Source organism: Nonomuraea sp. NPDC050310 (assembly GCF_040655795.1).
Lineage (GTDB): Bacteria > Actinomycetota > Actinomycetes > Streptosporangiales > Streptosporangiaceae > Nonomuraea.
The window spans coordinates 150,015-168,757 of sequence record NZ_JBFAKP010000016.1; the positions used below are offsets into that span (position 1 = coordinate 150,015).

An 18,743-nucleotide genomic window follows, 5' to 3' on the forward strand; every position below is an offset into this window, starting at 1 on the left:
CTTGCCGGAAGCTTCCCACACTCACCCGAGCGGTCCCGCCGGATCGGCGCCGCCCGCGACGGCGAGCAGCGCGTCCACGTCGACCGCCTGGCCGGTGCGGATGGAGCGCCGCACCGCCTCGCCCAGCACCACCGCGCGCGCGGCGTCGGCGGCGGGAGCCAGGTCGCCCGGACCGTCGCCGAACAGGTCGGCCACCATCGGCCCGTCGGCGCCCAGATGGCCGCCGTGCTCGCCCGGCACCTCGTACGCGCGGCGCTCGCCGAACATCGGGTGGACCACCACGGGCGGCTGCGGGCCGGCGGCCTGCCTGCCGTACTCCAGGCTGGTCTCGAGGCGGCCGTGCGTGCCGTTGACGCCCAGGCGGTAGCCCTCCCAGGGGGCGGCGAACTGGATGGAGTACGACAGGTGCGCGCCGCCACGGTAACGGACCAGGGCGGCGTAGTTGTCCTCGATGTCGATCTCGGCGTCGTAGAGGTACCGCTCCTGCCCGCCGTACTGCCGGCCGCGCAGGGCGGGCAGTTCCACGCCCTCCTCGCGCCAGCGCGCGTTGAACGGGCAGCGGCGGCGCTGCTCGGCCACCGGCAGCGCCGCGCCCGGGTTGTGCGGGCTGGCGGCGCCGAAGTAGGCCAGCGAGCCGGCCGCGTAGACCTGCTGCGGCGTGTCGCGCAGCCACCAGCCGACCAGGTCGAAGTGGTGGCAGCTCTTGTGCACCGCCAGCCCGCCCGACAGCGCCGCCCGCCGGTTCCAGCGCTGGAAGTAGCTCGCGCCGTGCAGCGACTCCACGTTCCAGACCAGCTCGACGCCGAGCACCCGGCCGATCGCGCCCTCGTCGAGCAGCCGCCGGATCAGCCGGTGGCGGGGCGCGTAACGCAGGTTGTGCGTCACCCGGACCTGCCCGGGCGCCGAGGCGGCCAGGACGCGGCCGGCGTCGGCGGCGGTGGTGACCATGGGCTTCTCGGAGACGACCCGGAGCCCGTGCCGCAGCCCGGTCAGGATCGCGCCGGCGTGGGTGTGGTCGGGCCCGGCCACCAGCAGCACGTCGGGGGCGGTCTCCAGGACCATGCGCTCGAAGTCGTCCGGCGCGTACCACGCCAGGCGCTCGTCGAAGGCCCGCACCCGCTCGCGGTCGGGGTCGAGCACGGCGACCAGCTCGCCGCGCCCGGCGTACTCGCCCAGCAGCGGCCGGGCGAAGACCGACATCCCGCGCGCGCTCAGCCCCGACAGCGCGTAGCGGGTGCGTTCAGGACGCATCGGCCGGCACCAGCGCCGCGGAGTCACGGTCGAGGAAGAGCCGCGCCCCGGCCTGCTCACGCAGCCACGTGGCCGGGCAGTGCGCGCCGACCGGGCCGCACAGGCTCTCCTGTACGGCTGCCGCCTTGCGCCCCTCGGGCACGACGGCCTGCACGACGGCGGCGCTGAGCAGCGCGGGCACGGTCAGCGTGAGCGCGGTCGCCGGGACCGAGGCCAGGTCGGGGAAGTGCCCCTCGCCCACCTGCTGGCGGCGCGACTCCGGGGTGAGCGTGATCGTCTTCACCCAGCGCGGGTCGTGCCGGTCGGCCTGGTGGGGCTCGTTGAAGGCCAGGTGACCGTTCTCCCCGATGCCCAGGCAGACCAGGTCGAGCGGCGCGGCGCGCAGCAGGTCCTCGTAGCGGCGGCACTCGGCCTCGGGGTCGGCCGCGTCGCCCGCCAGGTAGCGCACCGCCGCCGGGCGCAGCGGCTCCTCGACGTTCTCCCTGATCCAGCGCCGGAACCCGGCCGGGTGCCCGGCGGGCAGGCCCGCGTACTCGTCCATGTGGAAGACGGTCACCGCCTCCCACGGCACCCGCTCCTCGCGCAGGGCGCGGACGAAGCCGAGCTGGGAGTTGCCGGTGGCGATCACCACGCGGGCCGAGCCGCTCGCGGCGACGCGCTCGCGCAGCACCTCGGCGGTGTGCCGGGCGGCGGCCTCGGCGAGCTCGGCCTGGTCCCGGTGGACGTGGACGGCCAGCAGCCCCGCCTCGAAGCGGTGGTTCACGGTGTGGTTTCCCTTCTGATGACGGTTCCGGCGCCGTGCCGGGCCAGGTCGCGCAGGTCGGCGTGGAGCAGGTCGGTGAAGCCGCGGTGGCCGGGCAGGTCGTCGCCGAAGACGGCGCGCTCGCCGAGCAGCCGGCCCAGGTTGGCGGCCGGGTTGCCGGCGGCGCGCCGGGCCAGCCGGGCGGCTCCGGGGTCGGCGGCCTCGACCGGCCGGCCGGCGTCGTCGAGCCCGACGGTGACGTGCCGCAGCCAGGCGGCGACGGCCAGGACCGCCCAGCGCGGCACCGCCCCGGCGGCCAGCCGGTCGCGTACGGTGCCGAGCAGCCGGATCGGCACCTTGAGCGAGCCGTCGGCGGCCACCTGGGCGCAGCGGTGCCGCAGCGCGGGGTTGCGCATGCGGCCCAGCACGGTCGCGGTGTACTCCCGCAGGTCCACGCCGTCCGGCGGGGTGAGCGTGGGCAGCACGTCCTCAAGTGCCAGCCGCTCGGCCAGCCGGCCCAGCGCCGGGTCGGCCAGGGCCTGGTCGATGCGTTCGTGGCCGGTCAGGGCGCCGGTGTAGGCCAGGGCGCTGTGCACGCCGTTCAGCACGCGGATCTTGGCGCGCTCGTACGGGGTGACGTCGGCGGTGAACACCGCGCCGGGCCAGGCCGGCCGGCCGCCGGGGAAGCGGTCCTGCAGCACCCACTGCCGGTACGGCTCCGCCACCACCGCCGCCCGATCGCGCTCGCCGGTCAGCGCCTCGACCAGCGTGTGGTCGGCCTCGGTGGCCGCGGGCACGATCCGGTCCACGACGGTGGCCGGGAAGGCGACCCCGGACTCCACCCACCCGGCCAGCCCCTCGTCCCGAGCGGCGCAGGCGGCGAGCACGAGCCGGGCGAGCGTGGGGCCGTTGCCCGGCAGGTTGTCGCAGCACACCACGGCCAGCGGCCCGGCCTCGGCGGCCCGCCGGGCGGCGAGCCCGTCCACCAGCAGCCCGAGCACGTCACCCGCCGGGGTGTAGGCCTTCTCGGTGACGGTCAGGGTCACCACCCGGGTGTCGGGATCGGCGAGGGCCGCGACCGCCTCGGCCCGCTGCGTGGGCGCGTGCAGCGTCTCGGTGATCGCGCTCACCGGCACCGCCTCGGCCCGGCCGTGCTCGCGCACCAGCACGTGGTAGCGGTGCCCCTGGGCTCGTAACGCCCCGGCCACCGTGCCCGACCTCGGGGCGATCGCCCGGATCCGCCAGCCGGGCGAGTCCTGGGTGTAGACGGCCTGGTGCGCGCGGTGGAAGGCGCCGAGGCCGACATGGACCACGGAGGGCATCACATCACCGCCCCGAGCTGCCACGGCACGAACTCCTCGGCGCCGAAGCCGAGCTCCTCACTGCGGGTGCGGCGGCCGGAGGCGGTCTCGACCAGCAGGCCGAACAGCCGCCGCCCGGCCTGCTCGACGTCCTCCAGGCCGTCGGCGACGGTGCCGCAGTCGAGGTCCATGTCGTCGCCGAGCCGGCGGAACAGCTCGGTGTTGGTGGCGACCTTCACGCTGGGGACGGGGCGGCAGCCGTACACCGAGCCTCGGCCGGTGGTGAAGCAGATGAGCTGCGCGCCGCCGGCGACCATGCCGGTGGCGGAGACCGGGTCGTAGCCGGGGGTGTCCATGAAGACCAGGCCGCGCTCGGTGACGGCCTCGCCGTACTCGTAGACGGCGGTCAGCGGGCTGGAGCCGCCCTTGGTGACCGCGCCGAGGGATTTCTCCAGGATCGTGGTGATGCCGCCCGCGCGGTTGCCCGGGGAGGGGTTGTGGTCGAGGCTGCCGCCGTGCCGGGCGACGTAGCCGCGCCACCAGTCGATCCGGGCCAGCAGCCGGGCGGCCACCTCGGGTGACGCGGCCCGCGCGGCCAGCAGGTGCTCGGCGCCGTAGATCTCCGGCGTCTCGCCCAGCACCGCGGTGCCGCCGTGCGCGACGAGCAGGTCGGCGGCCACGCCGAGCGCCGGGTTGGCGCTGAGCCCCGAGTAGCCGTCCGAGCCGCCGCACTGCAGGCCCAGGACGAGCTCGGCCAGCGGCACCGGCGTGCGCCGGGAGCGCGCGGCCTCGGGCAGCAGTTCGCGCAGGGCGGCGGTGGCGGCCGCGACGGTGGCGGCGGTGCCGCCGGACTCCTGGATGGTGAGCGTGGGGATGGGCAAATCGAGGGCGGAGATCTGGTTGACCTCGCAGCCGAGCCCGATCATGACCAGGCCGGCGAAGTTGGGGTGGCGCGCGTAGCCCTCCAGGGTGCGGCGCAGGATGGCCAGGCCCTCGCCGTCGTCGGCCAGGCCGCAGCCGGTGCCGTGGGTGAGCGCGAGCACGCCGTCGGTGCCGGCCTCGCGGGCCTCCTGGTCGAAGCGCTGGGCGACCAGCTTGGCGACGGTGGCCGAGCAGTTGACCGAGGTCAGGATGCCCAGGTAGTTCCGGGTTCCGGCCCGGCCGCCCGGGCGGCGGTAGCCGTCGAAGGTGCCCGAGAGCGTGGGCTCGGCGGGTGTCGCGGAGGCCGGGGCGGCGGCCGTTCCGCCGTGCTCGGCGAACTCCAGGTTGTGGGTGTGCACGTGCTCGCCGGGGACGATCGGGCGGCTCGCGGTGCCGATGGGCTGGCCGTACTTGCGCAGCCAGGTCCCGGCGGGCACCGGGCGCAGGGCGAGCTTGTGCCCGCGCGGCACCGGCCCGGCGACGGTGAGGGAACCGATCCGCTCCCCCGCCACCAGATCGCGCAGCGCCACGGCCACGTCGTCCTCCGGCCTCAATACCAGCACGTCCTTGGTCATCGCCCCGCCCCGATCCCGCTCGTGCTCAGCCATGGACCGGCTCCCCGATCCCGGTCAGGTCGACCGCCCAGCGGCCGGCCACGATGGTGGCGACCGCGGTGAACTCCTCGTCGAACAACGCCAGGTCGGCCGCCAGGCCGGGCCGCAGCGCGCCCCGGTCGCGCAGCCCGAGCACCCGCGCGGGCACCTCGGTCGCCGCGGCCACCGCCTCGCCGAGCGGCAGCCCGAGGTCGCGGTGCAGATGCCGCAGCATGCCGTCCAGCCCGGTGACCCCACCGGCGAAGCTCCCCGTCCCGGGCAGCACGCCGACCCCGCCGGCCACCACGCAGTCCAGGGCCCCCAGCCGGTACGGCGAGCCGTCCGGCAGCCCCGCACCGGGGGTGGCGTCGGAGACCACGGCCAGGTCCCCGCCCAGGCACCGGAAGGCGATGCGCAGCAACGCCGGAGGCAGGTGGCGGCCGTCGGCGATCACCTCGGCGGTCAGCCCGGTCGAGGCCAGCGACTCCTCCAGCAGCCCCGGCACCCGCCAGGGCCCTTCGCGGCGCAGGCCCGACTGGCCGCTCCACAGATGGGTCAGATGCCGCACCCCGGCCTCGACCGCGGCGGCGAAGAGGGGGCCGTGCGCCTGGCTGTGGCCGATGGCGACCACCGTGCCCGCCGCCGCGAACCGCCGCACCGCCTCCAGGCCGCCGGGCAGTTCGGGGGCGAGGGTGACCATCGTGGGCGGGCCCGCCGCCAGCAACCGCTCGACGAGCGCGGCCGACGGGTGCCGCAGCAGCCCCGGATCGTGCGCCCCGGCCTGCTCGGGAGCCAGGAAGGGCCCTTCCAGATGCACCCCGGCCAGCCGTGCCCCTCGCTCGGGTGCCGTGCCCGGCCGGCGGGTGGCGAAGGCCAGGGTCTCGGCCATCCGGTCGAGCTCGGCGGTGGCCAGCGAAGCCTGGAGCGTCGCCACCCCGAACCGGGCGTGCGCGGCCAGCACGGCCTCGTACCCGGCGGCGGACGGCTCGTCGAACCCGTGCCCGGCGGCCCCGTGCGCGTGCAGGTCGATCAGCCCGGGCGTCAGCAGCAGCCCGGAGACGTCCACCCGCGTCACCCCGCCCGGCACCTCGGCGGCGGGCGGCATCGCCTCGATCACGCCGTCCCGCACCAGGACGGCCCGCGTCCCCCCGGCGGGCAGCCGGGCGCCGACGAGTGCGTATCGCGTCATGCCGTCCCTCCGGTGTGCAAGCGGTTGCGCACACTTTCTATCCCATCGATACAGCCCCCTACAAGACCGCGATGGAAATTGCGGCAATCGCTTGCGCAACCGATGCCACCGCCTCCTAGGATCAAGCCATCCCCGTCGAAAGGAGCGGTCATGTCCCGATTCCAGGGCCGCACGGCCCTCGTCACCGGCGGCGGCTCGGGCATCGGCCTCGAGATCGCCCGCCGCCTGAGCGCCGAGGGCGCCGCCGTCACCGTGGCCGACCTCGACCCCTCGGCCGCCGCGCGGGAGTTGGGCGCGACCCCGCTGGAGCTGGACGTCACCGACGAGCGCGCCGTCTCCGCCCTCGACCTGGCGCCGGACGTCCTGGTCAACAACGCCGCCACCTGCACCGACACGCCGTTCCCCGAGCTCAGCGGCGAGGAGTGGGACGCCGACCTCGCCTCGGTGCTCAAGGGCCCGTTCCTGATGTGCCGGACCCTGCTGCCGCGCATGCCGGCCGGCGGCAGCGTGGTCAACATCGGCTCCGTCAACGCCGCCGCCTTCTTCGGCAACGACGCCTACAGCGCCGCCAAGGCCGGTCTCGAGAGCCTCACCCGGGGCCTGGCCGTGCGGTACGGCCCGCGCGGCATCCGGGTGAACCTGGTGGCCCCGGCCACCATCCGCACCCCCATCTGGGACGCCCGGCTGAGCCGCGACCCGGCGCTCATGGCGCGCCTGGCCGGCTGGTACCCGCTCGGCCGCATCGGCTCACCCGCGGACGTCGCCGCCGCCGTGCTCTTCCTCGCCTCGCCGGAGGCCGCCTGGATCACCGGGACCACGCTGCGGGTCGACGGCGGTCTCACCGCGGGCAACGCGCGGCTCGTGGCCGACATCCTCACGCCCGGCCACCTCCGCTGAGCAGGGGCGCCGGACACGCGACGGCCCCCGCGCGGTCGAGCCGTCGCGGGGGCCGTCGTCAGCGCGCTGAGCCGATCAGACGATCACCAGGTCGCGGGTGGTGCGGTTGAGCCGCTCGCCGCCGTCGGCGGTGCAGACCACGATGTCCTCGATCCGGGCGCCGTGCCGGCCGGGCAGGTAGATGCCCGGCTCGACGGAGAAGGCGAAGCCCGGCTCCAGCAGCTCGCCGTTGCCCGCCACGATGTAGGGCTCCTCGTGCGTCTCGATGCCGATGCCGTGCCCGGTGCGGTGGATGAAGTACTCCCCGTATCCGGCCTCGGCGATCACCTCGCGGGCCGCGGCGTCGATCGACTCGCACGACACGCCCGGCCGTACCGCCTGGCAGGCGGCTTCCTGGGCGCGCTGCAGCACCGCGTAGTACTCGGCGAACTCGGCGGGCGGCTCGCCCACGCAGTACATCCGGGTGGAGTCGGAGCAGTAGCCGCTGTGGAACTGGCCGCCGATGTCGACGACGACCGGCTCGCCCGGCTGGATCACCCGGTCGGACAGCTCGTGGTGCGGGCTGGCGCCGTTCGGCCCTGAGGCGACGATGACGAAGTCCACGACGGCGTGCCCGGCGGCCAGGATGGCGTCGTGGATGTCGCGGCCGACCTCGCGCTCGGTCCGCCCGGCCTTGAGGAACTGCGGCACCTGGCGGTGCACGGCGTCGATGGCCGCCCCCGCCTCGCGCAGCGCCGCCACCTCGACGGCCGACTTGCGCATCCGCAGCTCGCGCAGCACGCTCCCGGCCAGCACCTGCTCGGCCTGCGGCATCGCCGCCCTGAAGCGCAACGAGGCCATCGCCCACATCCGGTCGGCCAGGCCGACCTTGCGCACCTGACCCAGGCGGGCGGCGACCACCGCGTAGGGGTCGTCGGTCTCGTCCCACGCCACGAAGTCCAGGCCGAGGCGCGCGGCGGGCGAGGCCTGCGCCGCGGGCAGCTCCAGGCGTGGCACCATCATGAAAGACTCTCCGGAAGCCGGCACGACCAGGCAGGTCAGCCGCTCCAGCGGCAGGGCCTCATAGCCGCTGACGTAGCGCAGGTCCGGGCCGGGGGTGAGCAGGAGGGCGTCCAGGCCCGCCCGGGCGGTGGCCTGCTGAACTGCGGAAAGCCGGGACACCGGATAAAGGTCGGTTGAGGTCACGCTCGCTAATCTACTCCGGCGCAGCCCGGCAAAATCCACGAAAAGCTCTCACAACACGGCAAGCTATCGCTACACTCCGTTCAAGGACGATCACATACTGTGGGGGTAATTGTCCTGTTCCGTTGAGGTCTGAGAGTGAGACATATGGTCGGCGTCGTTCCCTCCTCGTCGCAAGACCGCCGCCCGCTGACCGCGGAGGAGCTCGTACGCCAGCTCACCGACCAGCAGGCCGCCGAGCGTGAGGCCGCCATGCTCTCCATCCAGCTCGCGCACGCTCAGCGGCTGGGGAACATGGGCTGGGCGCGCTGGGACCTGCGCAGCGGCGAGATCACCTGGTCGGAGCACGTCTACGTGATCTTCGGGCGCGACCGCGAGCGCGGTCCCGCCGCGCTGGCGGACCTGGCGGCCTACATCGACCCGGCCGACGCCGCCGCGCTCGACCGGCTGCTCGACGCGGTGGAGGCGGGCGTGAGCCCGATCCAGGCCGAGTTCCGCATCCGCCGGGCCGGCGAGGTGCGCAACGTCCGCATGGTCCTCGAACCGCTGCCCGCCGCCGACGGCGTGTCCGGCGTGTCCGGCGGGCCGGGCGGCTCCGGGGTGCCCGGCGTGCACGGGGTCATCCAGGACATCACCGGCCGCCGCCGCGCCGAACGCCTCATGTCCGAGTCGCGCCGCCAGCTCCTGGAGGAGCGGGAGAAGGCCGCCGTCGACCGGACGATCATGCTGGCCATGCGCGAGGCCATCCTGCCCGCCGAGACGCCCTGCCTGGCCCTCCCCCGCACCAACGTGGCCGTGCGCTACGTCCCGGCGGAGAAGACCGCCTCGCTGGGCGGCGACTGGTTCGAGGCCGCCGGGCTGCCCGACGGGCGCGTCCTGCTGGCCATCGGCGACGTCTCCGGGCACGGCCTGCCCGCCATCGCGCACATGGCCCAGCTCCGGCACGCTCTGGTCGGCCTGACCATGACCGGCGAACCGGCCGACCGGCTGCTCGGCTGGCTCAACGAGCTGGTCATGCACCGGCTCGACGGCACCACCGCCACCACGGTGCTCGGCCACCTCGACCCGGTCAGCCGCGTCTTCACCTGGGGGCAGGCCGGGCACCTGGCGCCCATCCTGGTGCGCGGGGGGCGGGCCCAGCAGCTCATCGCGCCGAAGGGCGTGCTGCTCGGCGCGACCTGCGATCAGCCGTACCGGCTGGCCAGCACCCGGCTGGAGGCCGGCGACGTGCTGCTGCTGTTCACCGACGGCCTCGTCGAGCGGCGCACCCGCGACCTCGACGCGGGCCTCGCCCTGGCCCTGGCCGCGGCGAGCGAGCTGCCGCCGCTCGACCTGGAGGCCGGGCTCGACCGGCTGCTGGAGCGCATCGGCGGCCCCAACCCCGAGGACGACGCCTGCCTGCTGGCTGTCGGTATCCTCGGCTAGGTTGAGTCCGTGCTGATGCTGCTGGACACCCCGTCGCTGTACTTCCGCGCCTTCTACGGGATCCCCGAGTCGATGACCGCGCCCGACGGCATGCCGGTCAACGCCGTGCGCGGGCTGATCGACATGATCGCCACCCTGGTGCGCACCCACCGCCCGAGCGAGCTGGCCGCGACCATGGACGCCGACTGGCGGCCCGCCTTCCGGGTGGAGGCCATCCCCACCTACAAGGCGCACCGCGTGGCCCACGGCGAGGTCGAGGAGGTGCCCGACACGCTGGTGCCGCAGATCCCGGTCATCGAGCAGGTGCTCGACGCGCTCGGCATCGCGCGCCTGGAGTGCGCCGGCTACGAGGCCGACGACGTCATCGGCACCCTCACCCACCGTGCCAAGGGCGCGGTCGACATCGTCACCGGTGACCGCGACCTGTTCCAGCTCGTCGACGACAGCCGGCCCGTGCGCGTCCTGTACACCGCGCGCGGCATCCGCAACCTCCAGCTCGTCGACGAGGCCTTCGTCACCGCCAAGTACGGCATTCCCGGCCGCTCCTACGCCGACTTCGCCACCCTGCGCGGCGACCCCAGCGACGGCCTGCCCGGCGTGCCCGGCGTCGGCGAGAAGACCGCCGCCGCGCTCATCACCCGCTTCGGCTCGCTGACCGCGCTGCTGGAGGCCCTCGACGCGGGTGAGAGCGCCGGCTTCCCGGCCGGGGCCCGCATCAAGCTCGCCGCCGCGCGCGACTATCTGCGCGTCGCGCCCGCCGTCGTCGAGGTCGCCGCCGACGCGCCGCTCCCGGCCGCCGACCTCACCCTCCCGGCCGCGCCGGCCCACCCCGACGAGCTGGTACGGCTCGCCGACCGCTACGACCTGACCAGCCCGCTCAACCGCCTCCTCAACGCCCTCCAGCTCTAGGCTTTTGGCGGACGGCTTCAGGTGGCGGCCCCGCGTTCCTGGATCAGGGCCTCGACGCCGTCCAGGATGCGGGCCAGCCCGAAGCCGTAGTCCAGCCGCCGCTCCTCCGGCGGCAGCTCGGCCGGATAGGCGTACGCCCCGGCGTCGATCGCGGCACGCAGGGCCGGGAAGCGCCGCGCGTCGACCAGGCGCGCGAGCAGCGTGCTGTAGGCGGCCACCGACTCGTCCCTGGCGGCCTGCCCCACCTCGGCCGCCAGCCGGGCGGTGGCGTGCAGGTAGTTGGCGACCAGCAGCACGACCTCGACCTTGTCGGCCTCGGCGAGTCCGGTGCCGCGCAGGGCGGCCAGGGCGTGCTCGGTCCAGGCGAGCTGGTTGGGCGTGACGGGCGGCCCGGTGATGGGCAGGTGCACGATCCAGGCGTGCGCGCGCAACATTCGCCACTGGGCCGCGCTCCAGCGCTCCAGCCCGGTCCGCCAGTCCCCGGCGGGTTCGCCGAGTTCGGCGGGCACCGCCGCGACCGCGTCGAGCATCATCAGCAGCAGCTCGTTCTTGCTCTTGACGTAGCGGTAGAGCGACATCGGCGTGTAGCCGAGCCGGTCGGCGAGCTTGGCCATGGACACGGCCTCGAGCCCTTCGGCGTCGGCCGCCTCGACCGCCGCCGCCACAATGCGGGCCTGGCTCAGGCCGGGCCTGGGTTCCGGCTCCGGCCGGTCGAGCCGCTCCCAGAGGCTGCGCAGCCCGGGCGGAAGGTCGCCGTTCATCTGATGTCCCCACATAGCAACGAGGCTTGCCGTCCCGTCGAGTATATGGCATAGATTAGGTATATGGCATATACAGCACTGGTCATCGGTGGCGGCATCGCGGGCACGGCGAGCGCGATCGCGCTGCACAAGGCCGGGATCGAGGCGGTCGTCCACGAGGCGTACGACCGGCCGGCCGACGACGTCGGGGCCTTCCTCACCCTCGCGGTCAACGCCCTCGACGCCTTACGCGCCCTCGGCTTCGACGTCACCCGCCTCGGCTTCGAGACCCCGCGCATCACCCTCACCAGCGGCTCCGGCCGGCGGATCGGGGACCTGCCGCACGGCCCCCGGCTCCCGGACGGGACGGTCAGCCGTAGCGTCAAGCGGGCCGAGCTCTACCGGGCCCTGCGGGAGCAGGCCCTCGCCAGAGGCATCCGCATCGAGTACGGCAAGCGGCTCACCGACGCGGTGAGCACCGGCGGCGGCGTCCGGGCCCGGTTCGCCGACGGCAGCACCGCCGAGGCCGGCCTGCTGATCGGCGCCGACGGCGTGCGCTCCCGCACCCGCCGGATCATCGACCCCGACGCCCCCGGCGCCCGCTACGGCGGGATGGTGAACGTGGGCGGCTGCGCGCGGGGCGTCCGGGCCGGCGAGCCGGGCACGATGCACGCCGTCTTCGGCCGCCGCGCCTTCTTCGCCTACGCCGCGCAGCCCGACGGCCAGGTCCTGTGGGCGGCGAACCTGATGCGGCCCGTCGAGCCCACCCCCGCGGACCTGGCCGCGATCTCCGGGCCGCGATGGCGGGCCGACCTCACCGACGCCTTCCGTCGCGACCACAGCCCGGCTCTGGCCCTCATCGAGGCGACCGAGACCCTGGTCACCGGCTGGACCACCTATGACGTCCCCTCCGTGCCGAGGTGGCACCGCGACCACCTGGTCATCGTCGGCGACGCCGCCCACGCGACCGTCCCCTCCGCCGGCCAGGGCGCCGCCCTCGCCCTGGAGGACGCCGTCGTGCTGGCCAAGTGCCTGCGCGACACGCCCGGCATCGGCCCTGCCTTCGCGGCCTACGAACGGCAGCGCCGCGACCGGGTGGAGCGCGTCGTCGCGCACGGCCGGCGCACCGACACCTGGAAGACCCTCGGCCCGGCCGCCCGGCTGACCCGCGACCTGGTCATGCGCCTGGCACTGAAGCACCTGGCCCGCACCGGCCACGACCCCAGCCGCTGGATCTACGACCACCACCTCGACTGGGACGAGCCGGCGCCCGCGGCCCGGTGAGAACCGTGGCGGGTCAGGCGATGGGGGGTCAGACGATGACGGCTCAGGGGATGGCGGCTCAAGGGTTGGCGGCTCAGGGGATGGCGGCCAGGTCCACGACGAGCCACTGCTGGCCGAGCCACTGCACCACGGTGCGGCCGTCGGACAGCACGCGCGGCAGGCGCAGTCCCTGGCCCGGCGGGGCCGCCGGACCGAGCGCCGCGATCAGGCCGCGTTCGGCGTCCTGCAGCACGGGCCGGTGCCGGCCGGTGGCCTCGGACACGACACCGGCCCGGAAGCGGTCACGCACCAGCGGCTCCGGCGGCCCGGCGACCGCGTACGGCACCGGGCGGCTGGTGCCGTCGGCGGCGACCAGGGCGGCGGACTGCCCGCCCGCGTCCGCGTGCAGGCAGCGTGTGGCGCCGCAGCCGAGCAACCGGCCCGATCCGCTCGCGGCCTGCCGGGCCTGGCCGGTCTTGAGGTTGCGGACCGAGGCGAAGGTCCCGTCGCCGAAGGGACGGCGACCGGGGCTGCCGATCCACGGCCAGGCCAGCAGGTGCTGCCCCTCGGTGCCCGCGACGAGCTGGGGGCCTGCGCCTGGCTCGGCCCGGTACAGGCCGCCCGCTCCGGCGGAGTAGACGATCCCGCCGTCGGCCAGGGCCAGTTCGGAGGGACGCTGCGCCCGGTCCCGCGCCGGGAAGGCGACCGCCACCGCCGGGGTGCCGCCGGTGACGGGAACCGTCCAGATCTCGACGAGCTCGCCGCCGGCCGCCTTGCGTGCGGTCCACCAGGCGACCTTGCCGTCGCCGACGGTGAAGTCCCCGGCGAACAGGACCGCCCGGCGGGGGGTGACGACGTCGGCCACCTTGGTGGGCGGGCCGCCGGCCAGGTCGTAGCGCCACAGGGAGTCGGACTTCTCGAAGCTCGACTCGGTGGTGACCAGCAGGGTCCCGTCGTCCAGCAGGGCTTGGGGGTGGAAGCGGCGGCCGTCGGGGAGGGTCGCGGGGATCCGCCTGACCGCCTGCGGCCAGACCGCGGCCGCCTCCTGGAGAGGGTCCTCCGCCTGCCGTACCGGCTGGGCCGGGACCAGGGCGGCGGGCGCGCCGGGGCGGGCCAGCCAGGTGGCTCCCGCCACCACGACGCAGACCGCCGCGGCTCCCGCCAGAGCCGTGCGCCACGGCCGGCCGCGTCGGGCCGGGGCGGAGAGCTGCTCGGGGTCAGGCATAGAAGACTCCCTTCGAGCCGCAGTTGAAGACCCGGACGCCGCCCGAGACCGAGTCCCTGCTGCACGCCTGGAGCTCGACCTGCTCGCCCTCGTAGAAGGAGGCGTAGTAGTCGTCGCCGGTGCCGGCGCCGCCGGTGTAGTCGTAGGTGCCGTAGTAGCTGCCGTACTGCCACACCTTGACCCGGACGCCGTACCCGTCGGGCTCGTAGTCGTGGATGTAGATCGTCTCGGTGGCGAGACCGTCGTCGAACCAGGCGCCGCCGCTGCGGTTGCCGGTGAAGACGCTGCCGTCGCTGGCGTGCGCGGGCGTCGCCCCACTCGCCACCAGCGCCAGCGCGGCGGCCACCATCGCCACCCGCCTCGCTAAAGGCCCTATGTCAAGCACTGTCCCACCTTCCAGTCAGATAGCCAGTCATATCGTGGTCTATCAAGACGGCCCCGGAAGCGAAAGATCTTGACTTGTCCCGCCACCCCGGCGCTGACCGGGGTAGTCACGACATCACCCGACTTCTTTCCCGATAGGTTGATCACATGACGAGCATCCGCGTGCCCGGCGAGCCCCACCCCAAGCTGAGCGACGGCCTGGAGCGCATCAGACGTGAGCAGAAACTGCCCGACGCCTTCCCGCGCGCGGTGCTCGACGAGGCCGAGTGGATGGCCACCTCCCCCGAGCACACCCGCCGCGACCTGACCGAACTGCCCTTCATCACCATCGACCCGCCCGGCTCGATGGACCTGGACCAGGCGATGTACATCGAGCGCCTGGGCGAGGGCTACCGCGTCTGGTACGCCATCGCCGACGTCGGCGCGTTCGTCCGGCCGGGCGGCGCGATCGACGCCGAGGCGCGGCTGCGCGGCGAGACGATCTACATGCCGGACGGGCGCATCCCGCTGCATCCGCCGGTGCTGTCGGAGGGCGCGGCCAGCCTGCTGCCCGGCGCCGACCGCCCGGCCGCCGTCTGGCAGATCGACCTGGACGCCGAGGGCAAAACGGTCGGCGCCGACGTGCAACGCGCGCTGGTGCGCAGCCGCGAGCGGCTCGACTACGACTACGTGCAGGCCGCCGTCGACACCGGCACCGCCGACGGCGTGCTGAGCCTGCTGGCCGAGGTGGGCGAGCTACGGCTGCGGCTGGAGCGCGAGCGCGGCGGCGTCACCCTGCCCACACCCGAGCAGGAGATCGTCGCCCTGGGCTCGGACGACTACCGGCTGGAGTACCGCATCCCGCTGCCGGCCGAGGCGTGGAACGCCCAGATCTCCCTGCTCACCGGCATGGCCGCCGCCGCGATGATGCTCGACGCCGAACTCGGCCTGCTGCGCGTGCTCCCGCCGCCGCACCCCGACGACCTGGCCAAGGTCCGCCGCGTCGCCGCCGCCCTCGACGTGCCCTGGCCCGAGGGCGCCGGCTACGGCGACGTCGTGCACGGCCTCGACCCCAGCAAGCCCCAGCAGGCCGCCTTCCTGCAGGAGTCGAAGGTGCTGCTGCGCGGCTCCGGCTACGTCGCCTTCAACGGCGCTCCCCCGTCGCTGGCCGAGCACTCCGCCGTGGCCGCGCCGTACGCGCACGTCACCGCGCCGCTGCGCCGCCTGGCCGACCGCTACGCCACCGAGATCTGCCTGGCCATCGCCGCCGGCGAGCCCGTCCCCGACGACATCCAGGAGGCGCTGCCGGACATCCCGGAGATCATGTCCACCACCGGCCGCCGCGCCGGTGCCGTCGAGCGCGCCTGCGTCGACCTGGTCGAGGCCTTCCTGCTGCGCGAGCGGGTCGGCCAGAGCTTCGACGCCTTCGTCATCGACGTCGACGAGCGCCGCTCCGGCGGCCTGGTGCAGCTCCTCGACCCCGCCGTCATCGCCCGCTGCACCGGCGCCCTCCCCCTGGGCGAACCGGTCACCGTACGGCTGGCCCAGGCCGACCCTGCCACCCGCGAGGTCCGCTTCACCCTGGCCTGAGGGCCCGCTTCGCCCCGGCCCGGACATGGGCCAAGGCCGCGTCCGGGCGGGACGCGGCCTTGGGGACGACGGCTACTTCTTCAGCAGGCTCCACCCCGCCCCCACCCCCATGAGGTGCAGGGCGACGCAGAGCAGGCCGGCCGTGCCGAGGGTGGCGACGGTGACCACGCTGCCGACGGCGACGCCGGCGATCTCGAAGACGAGGGCGAGAACGAAGAGCAGGGCGGCGAGAAGAGCGAACATCGGCAACCTCCGAGGGGTGGCGGACGCGGCGGCCTCAGGCGGAAACGTCCGGCGGCTGGTGCTTCGACAGGGGGATTTCCGCTGCGATCACCAGGGAAACTGACCGCCAGGTGACGTTGAGTGAACTCACGATCACACCACCTTGACCGGGCGGTCAGCCACCCGCACTACACCATCGAGGAGTAGGCCACCACGCCGCGGCGCATCGCGTCGATCGCCTTCGAGGCGGTCTGCTTGACGCTGCTTCCGGGCGGGGCGGCGGAGCCGAGCTGCGACAGCAGGTCCATGAGCTGCTTGACCCAGCGCACAAAGTCGCCCGCGGCCAGCTCGTTGCCGTTGATGCCGTCCATGAGCACCGCGTCCAGCGAGTGGCCCTTCGTCCAGCGGAAGGCCGCCCAGGCGAAGCCCAGGTCGGGTTCGCGGATGATGGACACGCCGTTGTCGCGCTCGATGCCCTCCAGTTCGCCCCACAGCCGGACCATCGCGGTGAGCGCGTCTTGCGCCCGCCCGGCCGGGATCTTGGGCCGGCGGGCGTCGTCGGACTGGCGGGACTCGAAGACCAGCGCCGACACGCACGCGGCCAGCTCGGGGGCGTCGAGCTTCTCCCACAGGCCCGAGCGCAGGCACTCGGCGGTCAGCAGGTCGAGCTCGGTGTACAGCCGGCCCAGGCGGCGGCCCTCGTCGGTGACGGTCTCGTCGTCGAGGTAGCCGAGCTGGTCGAGCACCCCGCAGACCCGGTCGAAGGTGCGCGCGATGACGTGCGAGCGGCCCTCGACCCGGCGGCGCAGCCCTTCGGTCTCGCGCTGCAGCTTGTAGTAGCGCTCGGCCCAGCGGGCGTGGTCCTCGCGCTCGTCGCAGCCGTGGCAGGGGTGCTGGCGGATCTGCCGGCGCAACTCGAGGATCTCGTCGTCCTCCACCGCGTGGTCACGGGCCCGGTCGGGCTTGCCGAGGTCGCGGTCGCCGATCTTGGCCAGCAGGGTGGAGACCAGGTTGGCCCGTTCCTTGGGCGCGCGGGCGTTGAAGTTCTTCGGGATGCGCAACGTCTCGATCGGCTCGACCGGCACCGGGAAGTCGGCGGAGTCGAGCTTCTTGACCTGCTTGCCGATGGTCAGCACCAGCGGGCGCGGGCCGTCGCCACGCGGGGTGAGTCCGGGGTCGAGCACGATGGCCAGCCCGGCGCGACGGCCGCCCGGCACCCGGATGACGTCGCCGGGCTTGAGCGCCTCCAGCGAGCGCAACGCGGCGGCCCGGCGGGCGTGGCCGCGCTGCTTGGACAGCTCGGCCTCCCGGTCGGACAGCTTGCGGCGCAGCGCGGCGTACTCCGGGAAGTCGCCCAGGTGGCAGGTCATCGCGTCCTGGTAGCCGGCCAGCGCCTCCTCGTGCTTGCGGAGCTGCCGCGCCAGCCCCACCACGGCCCGGTCGGCCTGGAACTGGGCGAAGGACGCCTCCAGCAGGGTGCGGGCCCGCTCACGGCCGAACTGGCCGACGAGGTTGACCGCCATGTTGTAGGACGGCTGGAAGGACGAGCGCAGCGGGTAGGTGCGGGTGCCGGCCAGCCCGGCGACCGACAGCGGGTCCATGCCCGGCTGCCACAGCACCACCGCGTGGCCCTCGACGTCGATGCCGCGCCGCCCGGCCCGGCCGGTGAGCTGGGTGTACTCGCCCGGGGTGAGGTCGGCGTGCATCTCGCCGTTCCACTTGTCGAGCTTCTCGATCACCACCGTGCGGGCGGGCATGTTGATGCCCAGCGCCAGCGTCTCGGTAGCGAAGACCGCCTTGACCAGGCCGCGCACGAACAGCTCCTCGACGACCTCCTTGAAGGCCGGGAGCATGCCGGCGTGGTGGGCGGCCAGGCCGCGCTCCAGGCAGTCGCGCCACTCCAGGTAGCCCAGGATCGCCAGGTCCTCGTCCGGCAGGTGGGCGGTGCGCTCGTCGACGATCTGCCGGATCTCGTGCTTCTCGCGCTCGGTGGTCAGCCGGATGCCCGCGTACAGGCACTGCATGACCGCGGCGTCGCAGCCGGCGCGGGAGAAGATGAAGGTGATCGCGGGCAGCAGGCCCTCGGAGTCGAGCTTCTCGATGATCGCGGCCCGGTCGGGCGGGCGGTTGCGCTGCGGCCTGCCGTACCCGCGCCTGCCCTTGCCCGCCAGCCGCTCCTCGTCGCGGGCGATGCGCATCAGCGTGGGGTTGATGTGCTTGAGCCCGTCGGCGCTGTCGGCGGTGAACAGGTCGTAGATGCGGTTGCCGACCATCATGTGCTGCCACAGCGGCACCGGCCGGTGCTCGTCGACGATGACGGTGGTGTCGCCGCGCACGGTGCCGAGCCACTCGCCGAACTCCTCGGCGTTGCTGACCGTGGCCGACAGCGCCACGATGCGCACCGAGTCGGGCAGGTGGATGATGACCTCTTCCCACACCGCGCCGCGGAAGCGGTCGGCGAGGTAGTGGACCTCGTCCATGACCACGAAGGCCAGGTTGCTCAGCGTCGCCGAGCCGGCGTAGAGCATGTTGCGCAGCACCTCGGTGGTCATGACCACGATCGGCGCCTCGCCGTTGACGCTGTTGTCGCCGGTCAGCAGGCCCACCTTGGCCGTGCCGTACCGCTTCACCAGGTCGTTGTACTTCTGGTTGGACAGCGCCTTGATCGGCGTGGTGTAGAAGCACTTCTTGCCCTGCTCCAGGGCCAGGTGGACGGCGAACTCGCCGACGACCGTCTTGCCCGAGCCGGTGGGGGCGGCCACCAGGACGCCGTCGCCGGCCTCGACCGCGCGGCAGGCGTCGAGCTGGAACTCGTCCAGCTCGAAGTCGTAGAGCCTCCGGAACGAACTCAGTGCGGCGCCGTCGTCCCCGAACTTCTCACGGAAGGCCGCGTACCGTTCCGCTGGTGTGCTCATGCGTTCCAGCCTACC

General features: G+C 74.2%; 16 protein-coding genes. 5 read left to right on the forward strand and 11 right to left on the reverse strand.

The annotated features are described in order from the left end of the window. Positions 1–21 precede the first annotated feature (21 nt). The 5 genes from AB0I67_RS30445 to AB0I67_RS30465 are packed head-to-tail and all read right to left on the reverse strand — an operon-like array spanning position 22 to position 5,997. Entirely contained in the window at positions 22–1,251 is a 1,230-nt protein-coding gene (locus AB0I67_RS30445) for a Gfo/Idh/MocA family oxidoreductase (RefSeq protein ID WP_357930294.1), read from the reverse strand. Continuing rightward, on the reverse strand, positions 1,241–2,014 hold the full coding sequence (locus AB0I67_RS30450) for a glucosamine-6-phosphate deaminase (RefSeq protein ID WP_357930296.1): 774 nt from the start codon (positions 2,012–2,014) through the stop codon (positions 1,241–1,243). Before AB0I67_RS30450 ends, AB0I67_RS30445 begins: the two co-directional genes overlap by 11 nt. After that, a complete protein-coding gene (locus AB0I67_RS30455) occupies positions 2,011–3,315 on the reverse strand; it encodes a mannitol dehydrogenase family protein (RefSeq protein ID WP_357930298.1) in 1,305 nt (434 codons plus the stop codon). The genes AB0I67_RS30450 and AB0I67_RS30455 overlap by 4 nt, the downstream gene beginning before the upstream one ends. Next, a complete protein-coding gene (locus AB0I67_RS30460) occupies positions 3,315–4,823 on the reverse strand; it encodes an altronate dehydratase family protein (RefSeq protein WP_357930299.1) in 1,509 nt (502 codons plus the stop codon). Before AB0I67_RS30460 ends, AB0I67_RS30455 begins: the two co-directional genes overlap by 1 nt. After that, a complete protein-coding gene (locus AB0I67_RS30465; RefSeq protein WP_357930302.1) occupies positions 4,816–5,997 on the reverse strand; it encodes an amidohydrolase family protein in 1,182 nt (393 codons plus the stop codon). Before AB0I67_RS30465 ends, AB0I67_RS30460 begins: the two co-directional genes overlap by 8 nt. Positions 5,998–6,147: 150 nt before the next feature. Between AB0I67_RS30465 and AB0I67_RS30470 the strand changes: the two genes are divergently transcribed. Further along, positions 6,148–6,894 (forward strand): SDR family oxidoreductase, encoded by a 747-nt coding sequence (locus AB0I67_RS30470; RefSeq protein ID WP_357930305.1) that lies wholly within the window; start codon positions 6,148–6,150, stop codon positions 6,892–6,894. Positions 6,895–6,969: 75 nt separating this feature from the next. On the opposite strand, the gene AB0I67_RS30475 is transcribed toward AB0I67_RS30470, so the two are convergent. After that, positions 6,970–8,079 (reverse strand): Xaa-Pro peptidase family protein, encoded by a 1,110-nt coding sequence (locus AB0I67_RS30475; RefSeq protein ID WP_357930308.1) that lies wholly within the window; start codon positions 8,077–8,079, stop codon positions 6,970–6,972. A 144-nt stretch (positions 8,080–8,223) separates the two neighbouring features. On the opposite strand from AB0I67_RS30475, the gene AB0I67_RS30480 reads away from it, so the two are divergent. Continuing rightward, positions 8,224–9,501 carry a SpoIIE family protein phosphatase gene (locus tag AB0I67_RS30480; RefSeq protein WP_357930311.1) on the forward strand — a complete coding sequence of 426 codons (1,278 nt, stop codon included), beginning with the start codon at positions 8,224–8,226 and terminating at the stop codon, positions 9,499–9,501. A 15-nt stretch (positions 9,502–9,516) separates the two neighbouring features. After that, complete coding sequence (locus AB0I67_RS30485; RefSeq protein ID WP_357930408.1) at positions 9,517–10,410, forward strand: 5'-3' exonuclease; 894 nt, start codon at positions 9,517–9,519, stop codon at positions 10,408–10,410. A 17-nt stretch (positions 10,411–10,427) separates the two neighbouring features. On the opposite strand, the gene AB0I67_RS30490 is transcribed toward AB0I67_RS30485, so the two are convergent. Continuing rightward, positions 10,428–11,171 (reverse strand): TetR/AcrR family transcriptional regulator, encoded by a 744-nt coding sequence (locus AB0I67_RS30490; protein WP_357930314.1) that lies wholly within the window; start codon positions 11,169–11,171, stop codon positions 10,428–10,430. Between the two features lie 63 nt (positions 11,172–11,234). Between AB0I67_RS30490 and AB0I67_RS30495 the strand changes: the two genes are divergently transcribed. Continuing rightward, a complete protein-coding gene (locus AB0I67_RS30495) occupies positions 11,235–12,434 on the forward strand; it encodes an FAD-dependent monooxygenase (protein WP_357930317.1) in 1,200 nt (399 codons plus the stop codon). Between the two features lie 73 nt (positions 12,435–12,507). Here the strand turns inward: AB0I67_RS30495 and AB0I67_RS30500 are convergent, their stop codons facing one another. Together AB0I67_RS30500 and AB0I67_RS30505 are read right to left on the reverse strand one after the other, a co-directional pair. Beyond that, complete coding sequence (locus AB0I67_RS30500) at positions 12,508–13,638, reverse strand: hypothetical protein (protein ID WP_357930320.1); 1,131 nt, start codon at positions 13,636–13,638, stop codon at positions 12,508–12,510. Further along, positions 13,631–14,023 (reverse strand): hypothetical protein, encoded by a 393-nt coding sequence (locus tag AB0I67_RS30505; protein WP_357930323.1) that lies wholly within the window; start codon positions 14,021–14,023, stop codon positions 13,631–13,633. Before AB0I67_RS30505 ends, AB0I67_RS30500 begins: the two co-directional genes overlap by 8 nt. A gap of 146 nt (positions 14,024–14,169) precedes the next feature. Between AB0I67_RS30505 and AB0I67_RS30510 the strand changes: the two genes are divergently transcribed. Continuing rightward, positions 14,170–15,591, forward strand: a complete 1,422-nt coding sequence (locus tag AB0I67_RS30510; RefSeq protein ID WP_357930325.1) for an RNB domain-containing ribonuclease — start codon at positions 14,170–14,172, stop codon at positions 15,589–15,591. A gap of 72 nt (positions 15,592–15,663) precedes the next feature. On the opposite strand, the gene AB0I67_RS30515 is transcribed toward AB0I67_RS30510, so the two are convergent. Next, positions 15,664–15,834, reverse strand: a complete 171-nt coding sequence (locus AB0I67_RS30515; RefSeq protein ID WP_357930328.1) for a hypothetical protein — start codon at positions 15,832–15,834, stop codon at positions 15,664–15,666. Between the two features lie 167 nt (positions 15,835–16,001). Next, a complete protein-coding gene (locus AB0I67_RS30520) occupies positions 16,002–18,728 on the reverse strand; it encodes a DEAD/DEAH box helicase (RefSeq protein ID WP_357930331.1) in 2,727 nt (908 codons plus the stop codon). Positions 18,729–18,743: the final 15 nt, after the last annotated feature.